Origin of the sequence: uncultured Photobacterium sp. (assembly GCF_947502415.1) — a bacterium.
Taxonomy (GTDB): domain Bacteria; phylum Pseudomonadota; class Gammaproteobacteria; order Enterobacterales; family Vibrionaceae; genus Photobacterium.
Genome location: NZ_CANMZV010000027.1, coordinates 1 through 12,761, shown reverse-complemented (window position 1 = coordinate 12,761; position 12,761 = coordinate 1). Strand labels below are relative to the sequence as shown.

Below are 12,761 nucleotides of genomic sequence, written 5' to 3'. Positions count from 1 at the left end.
ATGTCGTTTGATTGCGTGAGCGATAATGCTCTGGAGTGTTGTATATGGGACAGGCCAAACGCCGTTCGAAGAAAAAAAGAGAATTTAAACTGCCTAGTTTTTCCCTTAACAAGGCAAGTTTTGGTGTTTACAAAACGCACCATCAGGCAAAGTTGGCATTATTAAAAGCCAAATGGTTGAGTTTGCCGAAACTACACCGTCGGGCGTTGGCTGTCCTGGTCCCTGTTGTGGCTATTTTGTCGGTTATACCAGCCAGTGACGCGCCGTCGACCGTGAATAGCGGTGAGCCTCAACGGCGCGATGTCGAGTTAAAACTGGGTGGTAGTCAGCAAGAATTGCCGCCGGTTAGCCAGCGTGTAGAGCCTGCATCACCAAAACGTCCGGTTGCCAGTACAACCGCTTCGGTATCAGAGCCTGCTTCTCCTGCGCACCAGCAGCCCATGGCACAGGAGTGGTACCAGTATGAGGTTAATAAGGGGGAAACGATGGCAAATATCTTCCGTGACAACTCCTTACCACTGGCCGATCTATATGCTGTTGCTGCGATTGAAGGTAAGGGTAAGCCGTTAAGCCGGATCAAGGCCGGACAATGGCTGCGCTATAAGCAAACTGAGGATGGCGGGTTGGATGCGCTGCAAATTGAAAGTCGCAGTGGTGAGCCAGTGATGTTTTTCCGTCGTTCTGACGGCAGTTTTGTCCGCAGCCAGTAAGGTTTGCATTGAATTGAAGGAAAGGCCGCTACGCGGCCTTTTTTGCTATCTGGGTGTCACTGCTATTTGCCGAAGTCGTCTGTGTTGGATTCCGACGTAATCGCTCCAAGGGCATCATCGGAAGTCCAAGGGCATCATCGGAAGAATGATTAGAATGATCCCCAAACTTGTCAGGAGGTCGGGCACCTCATTGAACCCGGTAATACCGATAAGGGTGACAAAAACAAGTCCAGAATATTCAATCAGCCCCAGGCGGCCAGTTTCGGCGCGGCGGTAGGCTGCAACACTGCAGCCATGATAGCCCAGAATAAATAAAGCACTGGCAGCAATCAGACCGAGTTCCACAACGGTGATGGGGTGCCAAAAGTTGGCAGCCAGCACGCCGGCAACAGGCAGGGAGAACACGCCGGTCCAGAACTGGGTAGCAATAACAGGTTGCTGTGCCGGTAGTTTTCTCACCAGGACACCGAAAAAGCCGGTTAGGGTGGCCAGTACTTTCGAACGTTCCGGTTTTTCTTTCAGTAGCCATGCCGATAGCTCGCTGTGCCGGCGCCAGCTTCAGCCAGAGCGGCAAGACGAAGAGGACACTGAGTAGCTGGCGGATGAACATGTACTGAAAGGCGCTGATCCCGCCCTCCAGTAGTTTGACAGCTACATCTGATAAGGATGATGACAGGTTGCCCAACATGAGGAGCAGTACTCCGATGGCGACAGGGGAGAGCCTAGTCACAGACAATGCCTTTGCCCAGCCTCATGTCGATATGAGGAATACCGTCTTCCAGGTATTCCTCAGAAATGGTCTCGAAGCCATAACGGGCGTAATAATGCTGGAGGTGGGATTGGGCTCCGATGTCGATGGTTTGGTCAGGCCATAACTGTTCTGCATGTTCAAGCCCCTGGCGAATTAGATCATGCCCACCCCCGGTTCCCCGAGTAGATTCTGCTGTTAGGACCCGGCCGATACTGGCGTTGGAATAAGTGGTACCCGGCGGCAGTAGTCTCAGGTAGGCCACGAGCTGGTCGTTCTGGTAACCCAGCAAGTGATGTGTACCAGCTAGGTGGTCATTGTCGTCCAGATCTGGGTAAGGGCAGTTTTGTTCGACAACAAAGACATCGACCCTGAGTTTCAGCAGATCATAGAGCTGGTGGGTGTTCAGTTGTTCGAAAGGCAGGCATTGCCATTGCATCGTTTTTCTCCCTGGCTGAAATTAGTGTTTACAGCAGATTAGCTGTCGCTTGCCTTCCTGGCATTAACGCTTGTTAAGCGCCGTTCAAATTATTCAGTTTGGTATTATTCCTCTTCAAGCCGCTTCTTGATCCGACTAAGGCTGATAGGCGTGATCCCCAGATAAGACGCAATTTGGTAATCCGCAATTCGGGTCTGAAGATCAGAAAAGTTGGCGGCAAAAAGTTGATAACGTTCTTCAGGGCTGTGCATCAGCATAAATCTTTCTTTTTGTTCTTTATAGATTAACTGACGTTCCAATAGGCGGATATAAAGCGGGTTGCCTTCATCTCGCCATTGATTAAGCAGGCTGATTGGCAGGGCTAACAGTCTGCTGGCAGAGAGGGTTTCCAATAAGTATGGAGACGGTTGTCCGCTGATCAGGCTTTCGAAGCCGATCAGAACATCCTGATCCCAGTAAAACTCTTTACTGAATTGTTTACCTTCGGCGGTGAGGTAGCAAGCATGACATGAACCTTCAAGCAGGAAGTAGCAGTAAGCCGGTGACTCCCCTTGGTTAAGGAGTACATGCCGGGTCGGTAGTTCCATTGGTTCAGCCAGAGCAACAGCCTGCTCGATTGTCTCTTGCGTCGCGCCTAGCTGGCTGAGAAATTGGTATAGGGACTCTTTCATATTGGCGATCATTGAAGATAGATATTTTGCCATCATAGCAAAAAAATACCGCGGGTCAGGCCGCGGTATTTTCAGAGTGACAGAATGTCAGTAATTACTTTTGCAGATCTATGCGGTATATCGCAAAGCCTACTTTGTCAGTCGCGACTTTTTCCATCGGGTATTGGCCCTTGCCCTTGATAAACTGTGCAGCTTTGTCGCTTGGCGAGGTTTCGAATGTTACATTCAGTTTTTTGTCGCTTTTAAGCGGAGCAAAGCGCCAGTTGTTGTCGGCACTTGGTACTACTTGGCCTTTTTCTTTGCTGATACGGCTGATGAAGTCGGCTACCACGGTACGGTTTTCATCTGGTGAAGCAAATGCCACAAAGGCTTCACCAGTACCGGCAAATTTGCCGCTGTAGGCGCGGTAGTTGTTGGTCGCGATGATGAATGTCTGTGTTGGGTCAACGGGTTTACCGTTGAAGCTCAGCTCTTTGATGCGTTCGGCTTTGTTATTTACTAGCTTACAGTCACCGTCATAACGGGCCGGTTGGGAGATATCGATGCTGTAGTTAACACCATCGATAACATCGAAGTTATAAGTACGGAAGCCGTCCCAGTTGATCAGGCTTTGCTGTGCCGTGCTGTTAAGACCAATTTGGTTGAACTGACCAGCAGAGCATTCAAGCCACTCTTTCACTTCTTTACCGGTAACTTTCATCGCTACCAGGGTATTTGGGTAGAGGTAAAGGTCGGCAGCATTACGGAATGTCAGCTGGCCTGATTCGACCTCGGTGAAGTTAGCTGGGTCGTTACCGCGACCACCGGCTTTGAACGGCGCAGCTGCAGACAGAACCGGAATACCATCCAGATCCGGATCGCCCTGAATAAAGCGCTCGACATAATCTTTCTGGGCCATGCTGACGATCTGTACGGTTGGATCGTCCTGTACCAATGCCAGGTAGCTGTACATAACATCACTGGCTTTGCCGATTGGTTGATTGACGAATTCACGGGTACCTTTGTGATCTGCCTTTAAGGCGGCAACCATGTCGGTGTCGGCTTCTACCAAGGCTTTTTTCTTGAATTTGTCATAGATTGGACGTGCTTCGGTTTGAGCGCCAGTAACTGTCCAGTCATTACCTGCTTTTTCCAGTACCAGGTCGATTACGCCCAGATGGTCACCCCAGCGTCCAGGCATAACAGCAGGTACGCCGTTGATAGTGCCTTTTTCTATGTCGGTATTCGGCAGGCTGGCGAAAGCCTTGCTTGGGAAGACAGCATGGGAGTGGCCGAAGGTGATAGCATCAATACCGTCAACTTCGGTGAGGTAGTACACTGAGTTTTCTGCCAGCACTTTATATGGGTCGGCAGTGACGCCTGAGTGAGGGATCGCGACAATGATGTCTGCGCCTTCCGCTTTCATTCGCGGCACAAACTTCTCAGCGGTTTGCTTGATATCTTTGACTTCGACTTTGCCTTCCAGGTTCTTTTTATCCCAAATCATGATTTGCGGTGGAACGAAACCAATGTAGCCGACTTTGACGTCGTGCTCGACACCATCAGTATCCTTGAAGGTGTGCGTCTTGATAATGTAAGGCGTGAACAGGTTCTTGTCTGTTTTTAGATCGTAGACATTGGCATTAACGTAAGGGAAGTCAGCTCCTTCCAACGACGTTTTCAGGAAATCCAGGCCATAGTTGAATTCATGGTTGCCCAGGTTACCAACTTCATAGTCCAGCTGGTTCATGGCTTTGTAAACCGGGTGAATTTCACCAGATTTGATACCTTTTGCCGCCATGTAGTCACCCATAGGACTTCCCTGAATTAAGTCGCCGTTATCAACCAGGATACTGTTGATGACCTCGGCTTGGGCTTTTTTCACCAGCGTTGCCGTACGCACCAAACCCGTTTTCAGGGTTGGTTTATCTTTGTAGTAGTCGTAATCCATAACATTGGTATGGATATCGGTTGTTTCCAAGATACGTAATTTGATTGTTTCAGCGGTGGCTGGGCCAGCCATGGCTAGCAGGCCACCAAGTACAGCAATCGACAGCGGCTTGGCTGATAGTTTCATGGTTATCTCCAGGATATAGAACAGAAAAAGCGTGCTTAAGGTATCAAAAAAGATGTCGCTGTTTCGTGAGCTGGTTACCTTATTGTGTTTGGAATCGCATTTTTTGCTCGAAAAAGAAGACAAAAACTAATTATGCTTATTATTTCACTAGGTTTGGTTCTGACAACTAATACAAAAAAGGCATAACATAAGCCCAATTAGCCTAGTGGCAATATGAGTCCATGCCTTACATCTATGTAATTACTGCTATTTTTATATTGATTAACTAAACTTCGCCATTTTCGTGGCGGTATTCACTGTATTTATGTCTATTCCAAACTTTTTGGAATAAAAAATGAAATTATAGAATTTCAAGTAATATCCCAGCCCAACTATAGTGCTTTTAGTTATAGGACTTGAGGGCGCTGGAATGGATTACTTGCCAATTTTTGCAGACTTGAAACATCGGCCTTGCCTGGTTGTCGGCGGTGGTGATGTTGCATGGCGCAAAACCCGCATGCTGTTAAAGGCGGGGGCGGATGTTCGAGTCATTGCGCCCAAATTAAATGCAGATTTCCAACGAGCCTTGCAGGCCGGTGATATTACTTTCCTTGCCGAAGAATTTTCTCCCTTATATCTTGACGGTATTTTTCTGGCGATTGCCGCGACTGACCGCAAGGCAGTCAATGCTCTGGTTTACCAATCAGCCAACCAGCGCCAGGTGATGGTGAATGTGGTTGATGATACCCAGCGTTGCAGCTTTATTGTCCCTTCTATTGTTGATCGCTCGCCGATCATTGTCGCTATTTCTTCCTCAGGCCAAGCCCCGGTGCTTGCTCGTTTGATCCGTGAGAAGCTCGAATCGCTCTTACCTCAGCACCTGGGACGAATGGCAGAAATAGCCGGGAAATTCCGGACTCGACTGGCAAAAAACATAACGACGCTGACTGCTCGTCGTCATTTCTGGGAGCAAGCCTTTGACGGACGTTTTTCGGAGTTGGTCGCTGCTGGGCAGGATCAAGAAGCCGAACATGAGTTGCACTCTCTGTCGAAAAAGGTTGAGCCGCAAGGACAGGTGGCGTTGATTGGTGCCGGTCCAGGTGATGCGGGGCTGCTGACTTTACGGGCATTGCAATTGATGCAACAAGCCGATGTTGTCCTGTATGACTACTTGGTGTCCGACGAGGTAATGGATTTGGTTCGCCGTGATGCAGAGTTGATCTGTGTTGGTAAGAAGGCCGGCTTCCACAGTGTGCCACAGGAAGAGACCAACCAGCTGTTGGTACATTACGCCCAGCGGGGGAAGCGGGTAGTTCGTCTGAAAGGCGGTGATCCGTTTGTCTTTGGTCGTGGTGGCGAGGAGTTGGAAGTGTTGTTTGATGCCGGTATTCCGTTTCAGGTTGTACCGGGGATTACGGCAGCAGCCGGGGCAACAGCCTATGCGGGGATCCCGCTGACCCATCGTGATTATGCTCAGACTGCAATGTTTATTACCGGTCACCTTAAGCCAGATAGCGATCAGCTTGACTGGTCTACCCTTGCCCGAGATAAGCAAACTTTGGTCATTTATATGGGGCTGCTTAAAGCGCAAGATATTGAACTACAGTTAATTACACACGGTCGTGCCCCTGAAACACCTGTGGCCATCATTGAGCGCGGTACCCAGAAAAATCAAAAAGTTTTGAAAGGTCAGCTTCATGAGTTGGCTCAGTTAGCTCAACATTCGGCTTCCCCAGCCCTGATAGTGGTGGGAGAAGTTGTGAATTTATCTGAAAAACTACATTGGTTCGAAAAGCAGGAGCAGCAACCACAGCACTCCGCTGTAGTGAAGCTGGCATAGTATGGAGAGAGTGATGGACCCCAAACGTTTTACCCACCTCAAGCAGTTGGAAGCGGAGAGTATTCATATTATCCGTGAAGTGGCTGCCGAGTTTGATAACCCTGTAATGATGTACTCCATCGGGAAAGATTCATCAGTGATGCTGCATTTGGCTCGAAAGGCATTCTATCCAGGTAAGATCCCATTTCCTCTTCTTCATGTCGATACGAACTGGAAGTTCCGCGAAATGATTGAGTTCCGTGATCGTACGGCGAAAAAGTACGGCTTCGATTTGCTGGTCCATAAGAACCAGGAAGGTTTGGCTATGGGGATCAGCCCGTTCAAACATGGTTCTTCCAAACATACTGACATCATGAAAACTCAGGCCCTCAAGCAGGCATTGAACCAATATGGTTTTGATGCCGCATTTGGCGGTGCCCGCCGTGATGAGGAAAAGTCTCGGGCAAAGGAGCGTGTTTACTCATTCCGCGATAAAAATCATACCTGGGATCCGAAAAACCAACGTCCAGAACTATGGAAAACTTATAACGGTCAGATCAATAAAGGCGAGAGCATACGTGTGTTCCCGCTTTCCAATTGGACTGAGCTGGATATCTGGCAATACATCTATTTAGAAGGTATTGATATCGTGCCACTCTATTTGTCCGAGGTGCGTCCTGTTGTTAATCGTGACGGTATGTTGATTATGGTTGATGACGATCGTATGGAGCTGCTTCCGGGCGAAGAAATTGAGCATAAAAGTGTGCGCTTCCGTACTTTAGGGTGCTATCCGTTGACCGGTGCTATTGAGTCGCAGGCCAATACGCTGCCCGGCATTATTGAGGAAATGTTGGTGGCAACATCGAGTGAGCGTCAGGGCAGGGCGATTGACCATGATCAGTCAGGTTCGATGGAACTGAAAAAACGCCAGGGCTACTTCTAAGGAGAGGATGAATGAATAGCGCAATTGAACAACAAGTCGCGGAGCTGGGTATCGAAGCTTACCTGGATCAGCATCAAAACAAGTCCCTGCTTAGATTTTTGACCTGTGGCTCGGTGGATGATGGTAAGAGTACTCTGATTGGTCGCTTGTTACATGACTCCCAGCAGATTTATGAAGATCAGCTGGCGGCGATCCACGTTGATAGCCTGAAAGTCGGAACTACAGGTGATAAGCCTGATCTGGCTCTGTTGGTTGATGGTCTGCAAGCTGAGCGTGAGCAAGGGATCACTATTGACGTCGCTTATCGGTATTTTTCGACCAAGAAGCGCAAATTTATTATTGCCGATACCCCTGGCCATGAGCAGTACACTCGTAATATGGCAACGGGGGCTTCAACCTGTGATGTGGCCGTGATTTTGATAGATGCCCGTAAAGGTGTGCTTGATCAGACTCGTCGTCATTCTTATATCGCCAGTCTGCTGGGGATCCGTCATTTTGTCGTGGCCGTAAACAAGATGGACTTGGTTGGCTTTGAACAGTCGCGCTTTGAGTCTATTAAGGATGAGTACCTGGCGTTTGCCGATAAACTGAACGCGGATCTGGATATCACGTTGGTGCCGCTATCTGCTTTGGATGGCGACAATGTTGTTGAGCGTAGCTTGCAAACTCCGTGGTATGAGGGTGAGCCATTATTAGCGATATTGGAAAGCATCGATATCGGCCAGGAGAAAGAAATTAAGCCATTTCGTTTTCCTGTGCAGTATGTGAATAGACCTAATCTGGATTTTAGGGGATTTGCTGGCACAGTGGCTTCCGGGAATGTCAAAGTCGGGGATAATGTAAAGGTATTACCTTCGGAAAAAACCTCGACGGTTGCTCGAATTGTGACCTTCGACGGTGATTTGGAAGAGGCTTATCCGGGTCAGGCGGTTACCCTCACTTTAAACGATGAAATTGATATCAGTCGAGGTGATACGCTGGTGGCGCAAAGTGATGAAGTGCCACTCAGCAGCCATTTGTTGGCGGATATTGTCTGGATGTCAGAAGCGCCGTTAGAAGTCGGGCGGCAGTACGATATTAAGGTTGCCGGTAAGAAGACCATAGGAGCTGTTGAGGTGATTCGGCATCAGGTCGATATTAATAACCTTGAGACGTTTGCTGTCGACAGCTTGCCTCTCAACGGAATAGGTTTGTGTGAAGTGGCACTCAATGAGGCTATTGCGGTCGATGCCTATCAGAATTGTACTGATACCGGTGGCTTTATCCTGATTGATCGTTTGAGCAATGTGACTGTCGGGGCAGGAATGGTTCGAGAAGCTCTGTCCGGGCAGCAGAGTTCGCAAGTTCATTCTATCAGTGCGTTTGAAGTTGAGTTAAATGCGCTGATCCGTAAGCATTTCCCTCACTGGGATGCAAAAGATATCAGCAAGTTACTGGGATGATGTAATGAGCTGGGAACAAGGAATGGTTCTTGCGATGATAATGGTGATCGTCACCTGCCTGCTGATGACGCGGATCAAACCGGCTTATTTGTTTGCCGGTGCTGCTTTCGTCGGTTTTCAGGCAGGGATGATAGAGTTGCCGACTCTGGCTGGTAACTTTACTAATTCGTCATTATTAACTTTAGTGTTGCTGATCCTTGTTTCTGTTGCGCTGGAAAAAACCCGTTTGATCAGCTGGGTTGGCCGTCAAATTTCACAGGGCGGCCAATCAACAGTGGTTGCCAAGCTTGGGTTATCGACCGCTTTCTTATCATCTTTTACCAATAATACAGCTGTGGTGGTGTCGTTGATTGGTGCTATTAAGCGAAATCAGCGCCATGCGCCATCCCGATTGCTAATCCCGCTTTCCTATACCGCAATTCTTGGCGGGACCCTTACTCTGATCGGAACATCGACCAACCTCATCATTAATAGTTTTGTGGAAGATGCCGGTTTGCCGAGCCTGGGTTTTTTTGCTCCGACGACGATAGGTCTGGCTGTGTTGGTAATCGGCTTACTTATCCTTATTCCACTCAGTCACCTTTTACCGAGCTATGATGATAACAGTCAGGATGACTTGCCCTATTTTCTTGAAGCTCGGATAGAAGGGGGGTCGCCCCTTGCGGGTAAAACGGTGGCTGAGAATGGCTTGCGTGCACTGCGTCGCCTTTTTTTGGCTGAGGTGATCCGTGACGGCAAAACCTTGGCTCCGGTATGTCCGGATACCCGGCTAATCGTCGGAGATATTTTACTGTTTTGTGGTGATGTTGAAAGCGTTGCGACTCTGCAGGAAATCCACGGACTGCATTTGTTTGGTCAGCACCACCTTAATGGGCAGTCAATGCTGGAGGTGATTGTTAGCCATTCTGCAGGAATTCGTGGCAAGACGTTGAAAAGTGCCCGTTTCCGGGAGCGTTTTGATGCGGTCGTGGTTGCTATACGCCGTGGGCATGAACGTCTGGCTGGTGGGCTTGGCAATATTGAGCTTCATGCCGGTGATACCTTGGTTGTCGTTCCGGGAAAAACGTTTAAAGAAAAGAAGCGACAGCTTAATCGAGAATTTGTGCTGGTTAACGGACTGGATTCGAGCGCTCGGCTCGACAGCAGTAAGAGTTTTGGGGTACTGGCTGGATTTATGGGCGTTATTGCTGCAGCCTTGCTTGATGTTTTTCCGATCATTAATGGGTTAGCCGCCTATTTGTTAGTCTTGGTGGTAACAGGCATTATTACTTTTGCTGAAATCAGGCGCCGGTTTCCTGTCGATATTATTGTGATTGTTGGTTCTGCTTTGTCGTTGGCGCAACTGATGTTGTCTAGCGGGCTTTCGGAGCGAATTGGCAATATGTTGATGGCCTCCTTTGATAGCTGGGGGATCTACGGGGCTTTGATTGCCATTTATTTGCTGACATTGGTCTTGACGGAGCTGGTGACGAACAACGCGGCTGCAGCTTTGTCTTTTCCCATAGCATACAGTTTGGCACTTAGTTACGGCGCAGACCCGATGCCTTTTATTATGGCGATTTTGTTCGGGGCGAGTGCAAGTTTTATTTCCCCTTATGGTTACCAGACGAACCTATTGGTTTATAGCGTTGGAAATTACAAGCTCAGGGACTATCTGCGAGTGGGGTTACCGATCTCGGTGGTATATTCGTTCGTAGTACTTTTGCTGATCCCACTGCTGTTTCCTTTTTACCCCTAATATAAAAGTATATTTTGATACGGAGTCGATTATGACAGCGGTAGTTCGGCCTCAGGATGAGAATGTTGTATGGCATAGCCATCAGATTGATAAGGTTTTTCGTGCCCAGCAAAAAAGCCAGAAACCTTGCGTTATGTGGTTTACTGGATTGAGCGGAGCTGGGAAGTCGACGGTGGCTGGTGTTTTGGAGTCTCGTTTGGCAGAGTTGGGCTACCATACCTACCTGCTTGATGGAGATAATGTCAGACATGGCCTTTGTCGAGATCTTGGTTTTTCGGTTGAGGATCGCCGCGAGAATATCCGCCGTATAGGTGAAATGGCCAAGTTAATGACGGATGCTGGCCTGATTGTGCTTACGGCCTTCATTTCGCCACATCGCCAAGAACGTCAGTTGGTGCGGGACTTGTTGCCGGATGGAGAGTTTCTAGAGGTTTTTGTCGACACGCCTTTAGCTGAATGCGAGAAGCGTGATCCAAAAGGTTTGTATAAAAAAGCACGAGCAGGTGAAATTAAACAATTCACTGGGATTGATTCGGAATACCAGGCACCTGATGCTCCGGAAATTTATCTATCAGCAGGGGAGGCGTCTGTTGCTGAGTTGGTTGACCTGTGTTTGGGTTCATTGAAAGAACGTCAGATTATCAGCTAATAAAAGGAGCTGCTGTGAGTACCTTACTCGAATCAATTTATGATATAGCGTTGGAAGCGGGAGCTGCCATCATGGATCGCTATCATGGCAACATTCAGGTTGAAGAAAAAGCTGATAGCAGCCCGGTGACAGAAGCCGACCTTGCCGCTAATGCTATTATTGTTGAGCGGTTAACTTCTTTGACTCCGGATATTCCGATCTTAACTGAAGAGTCTGCTCATACACCTTGGGCTGAGAGGCAATACTGGAAAACCTATTGGCTGGTGGATCCGTTGGATGGAACTAAAGAGTTCCTTCGTAAAAATGGAGAATTCACAGTAAACGTTGCTTTGATTGAAAATGGAAAGCCGATTTTGGCGGTTGTCCATGCTCCTGCTCTGGAGAAAACATGGTTAGGTAATGGTGAAAAGGCTTGGTTACAGACTAAGGCTGGACGTGATCAGATTAAGGTCAGGCCGGCAACGGTGCCGACAGTTGTAGGTAGCCGTTCTCATCCTAGCCCGGATATGACTAGTTTCCTGAGTACTTTGGGTGAACATAAAATGGTTGAGGTGGGGTCATCTCTTAAATTTTGCTTGGTTGCTGAAGGTCGAGCGCAGTATTACCCACGTTTGGGGCCGACAATGATGTGGGATACAGCCGCGGGTCAATGTATTGCTGAAAGTGCTGGGGCAATAGTGCAACAACTAAATGGTGATGCTTTGGACTATCATCGCGAAGATCTCCTTAACCCTTACTTTATTGTTAATGTTGCATAATGTCGAGGCAGACTGCGGCTGCCTTTTTACAAGTTACCTTAATTAAGTTCCGGTTTTTATTTTTTTGACTACGCTTAATCTACGGCAATGAATTTGATTCGAGTTTTATGAATACTTGTTTCGGTGTATTTATTGTCATTTTTATAGGGTTTGGTTTGAATCGTCGTCGAACAGTAATAAAAAAGGAAAAAATGGTTGTCTTATATCTCCGCCTCCCTATAATGCAACCTCATCAACAAGGCAGCCAGGCATTTAGTAAGCTATTTGTAAGCTGTGTATAACTTGTAGGTAAGCTGATTGGTAAAGAAAGTGACTAAAAATGGTACTTGACACTGTTTTTAGATTGCATAGAATGGCCAGTCTCTTCAATGAGTAAGTCAAAAGCGTTAAAAGTTAACCTTTTGTGTCGTTGAAGTTAGTCAGAAAGCGGTTTTGATGAAATCAAAAAAGCTCTTGACTTAAAAAAAGAGGTGCGTAAGATACGCAGCCTGGCCAGCACCAAGTGTTAGCCAAACGTTCTTTAACAATTTGACCATGCAATCTGTGTGGGCACTCGTGAAATGATTAGTCAAAAGATTTATCAATGAGCTGAGTGACCAATACAATTTAAGTTTACTGCTTCGGTAGTGAAAATAAGTTGGCACAGTCAATTCGAGTTCTCGTTACTAGCTTCTAGTAATGGAAACTCAATCAGTATTCATTGAGCCGATTCGAAAGAATCAACAAAACTTTAATTGAAGAGTTTGATCATGGCTCAGATTGAACGCTGGCGGCAGGCCTAACACATGCAAGTCGAGCGGCAGCGACAA

General features: G+C 47.8%; 10 protein-coding genes, 1 rRNA gene and 1 pseudogene. 8 read left to right on the top strand and 4 right to left on the bottom strand.

What is annotated here, in order from left to right:
* Positions 1 to 44: 44 nt before the first annotated feature.
* A complete protein-coding gene (locus Q0852_RS20525) occupies positions 45 to 710 on the top strand; it encodes a LysM-like peptidoglycan-binding domain-containing protein (protein WP_299021467.1) in 666 nt (221 codons plus the stop codon).
* Between the two features lie 114 nt (positions 711 to 824).
* Here the strand turns inward: Q0852_RS20525 and Q0852_RS20520 are convergent.
* From Q0852_RS20520 to Q0852_RS20505, 4 genes and pseudogenes are all read right to left on the bottom strand, one after another.
* A pseudogene (locus Q0852_RS20520) lies at positions 825 to 1,398 on the bottom strand (hypothetical protein).
* A gap of 34 nt (positions 1,399 to 1,432) precedes the next feature.
* Positions 1,433 to 1,897 carry a GNAT family N-acetyltransferase gene (locus tag Q0852_RS20515; protein ID WP_299021466.1) on the bottom strand — a complete coding sequence of 155 codons (465 nt, stop codon included), beginning with the start codon at positions 1,895 to 1,897 and terminating at the stop codon, positions 1,433 to 1,435.
* 104 nt (positions 1,898 to 2,001) lie between these two features.
* Positions 2,002 to 2,568, bottom strand: a complete 567-nt coding sequence (locus Q0852_RS20510; RefSeq protein WP_299021464.1) for a Crp/Fnr family transcriptional regulator — start codon at positions 2,566 to 2,568, stop codon at positions 2,002 to 2,004.
* A gap of 94 nt (positions 2,569 to 2,662) precedes the next feature.
* On the bottom strand, positions 2,663 to 4,624 hold the full coding sequence (locus Q0852_RS20505) for a bifunctional 2',3'-cyclic-nucleotide 2'-phosphodiesterase/3'-nucleotidase (RefSeq protein ID WP_299021463.1): 1,962 nt from the start codon (positions 4,622 to 4,624) through the stop codon (positions 2,663 to 2,665).
* A gap of 409 nt (positions 4,625 to 5,033) precedes the next feature.
* On the opposite strand from Q0852_RS20505, the gene cysG reads away from it, so the two are divergent.
* From cysG to Q0852_RS20470, 7 genes are all read left to right on the top strand, one after another.
* Positions 5,034 to 6,443, top strand: coding sequence for a siroheme synthase CysG (gene cysG / locus Q0852_RS20500; protein ID WP_299021461.1), 1,410 nt, complete (start codon positions 5,034 to 5,036; stop codon positions 6,441 to 6,443).
* Positions 6,444 to 6,456: 13 nt separating this feature from the next.
* Positions 6,457 to 7,365: a sulfate adenylyltransferase subunit CysD gene (cysD, locus tag Q0852_RS20495; protein WP_299021460.1), complete on the top strand. Its 909-nt coding sequence runs from the start codon at positions 6,457 to 6,459 to the stop codon at positions 7,363 to 7,365.
* Positions 7,366 to 7,376: 11 nt separating this feature from the next.
* A complete protein-coding gene (cysN, locus tag Q0852_RS20490; protein ID WP_299021458.1) occupies positions 7,377 to 8,807 on the top strand; it encodes a sulfate adenylyltransferase subunit CysN in 1,431 nt (476 codons plus the stop codon).
* Positions 8,808 to 8,811: 4 nt separating this feature from the next.
* A complete protein-coding gene (locus tag Q0852_RS20485; RefSeq protein ID WP_299021456.1) occupies positions 8,812 to 10,545 on the top strand; it encodes an SLC13 family permease in 1,734 nt (577 codons plus the stop codon).
* A 31-nt stretch (positions 10,546 to 10,576) separates the two neighbouring features.
* Positions 10,577 to 11,194: an adenylyl-sulfate kinase gene (gene cysC / locus Q0852_RS20480; protein WP_299021453.1), complete on the top strand. Its 618-nt coding sequence runs from the start codon at positions 10,577 to 10,579 to the stop codon at positions 11,192 to 11,194.
* A 14-nt stretch (positions 11,195 to 11,208) separates the two neighbouring features.
* Entirely contained in the window at positions 11,209 to 11,952 is a 744-nt protein-coding gene (gene cysQ, locus Q0852_RS20475; protein WP_299021452.1) for a 3'(2'),5'-bisphosphate nucleotidase CysQ, read from the top strand.
* A gap of 731 nt (positions 11,953 to 12,683) precedes the next feature.
* Positions 12,684 to 12,761: ribosomal RNA gene (locus Q0852_RS20470) — 16S ribosomal RNA — on the top strand; the annotation flags it as partial.

What these genes read in the sequence shown, in the direction of transcription:
- cysN (WP_299021458.1), top strand. Translation starts at nt 7,377, where the DNA reads ATGAATAGCGCAATTGAACAACAAGTCGCGGAGCTGGGTATCGAAGCT.
- cysG (WP_299021461.1), top strand. Translation starts at nt 5,034, where the DNA reads ATGGATTACTTGCCAATTTTTGCAGACTTGAAACATCGGCCTTGCCTG.
- Q0852_RS20510 (WP_299021464.1), bottom strand. Translation starts at nt 2,568, where the DNA reads ATGAAAGAGTCCCTATACCAATTTCTCAGCCAGCTAGGCGCGACGCAA.
- Q0852_RS20505 (WP_299021463.1), bottom strand. Translation starts at nt 4,624, where the DNA reads ATGAAACTATCAGCCAAGCCGCTGTCGATTGCTGTACTTGGTGGCCTG.
- Q0852_RS20525 (WP_299021467.1), top strand. Translation starts at nt 45, where the DNA reads ATGGGACAGGCCAAACGCCGTTCGAAGAAAAAAAGAGAATTTAAACTG.
- cysC (WP_299021453.1), top strand. Translation starts at nt 10,577, where the DNA reads ATGACAGCGGTAGTTCGGCCTCAGGATGAGAATGTTGTATGGCATAGC.
- cysD (WP_299021460.1), top strand. Translation starts at nt 6,457, where the DNA reads ATGGACCCCAAACGTTTTACCCACCTCAAGCAGTTGGAAGCGGAGAGT.
- Q0852_RS20515 (WP_299021466.1), bottom strand. Translation starts at nt 1,897, where the DNA reads ATGCAATGGCAATGCCTGCCTTTCGAACAACTGAACACCCACCAGCTC.
- Q0852_RS20485 (WP_299021456.1), top strand. Translation starts at nt 8,812, where the DNA reads ATGAGCTGGGAACAAGGAATGGTTCTTGCGATGATAATGGTGATCGTC.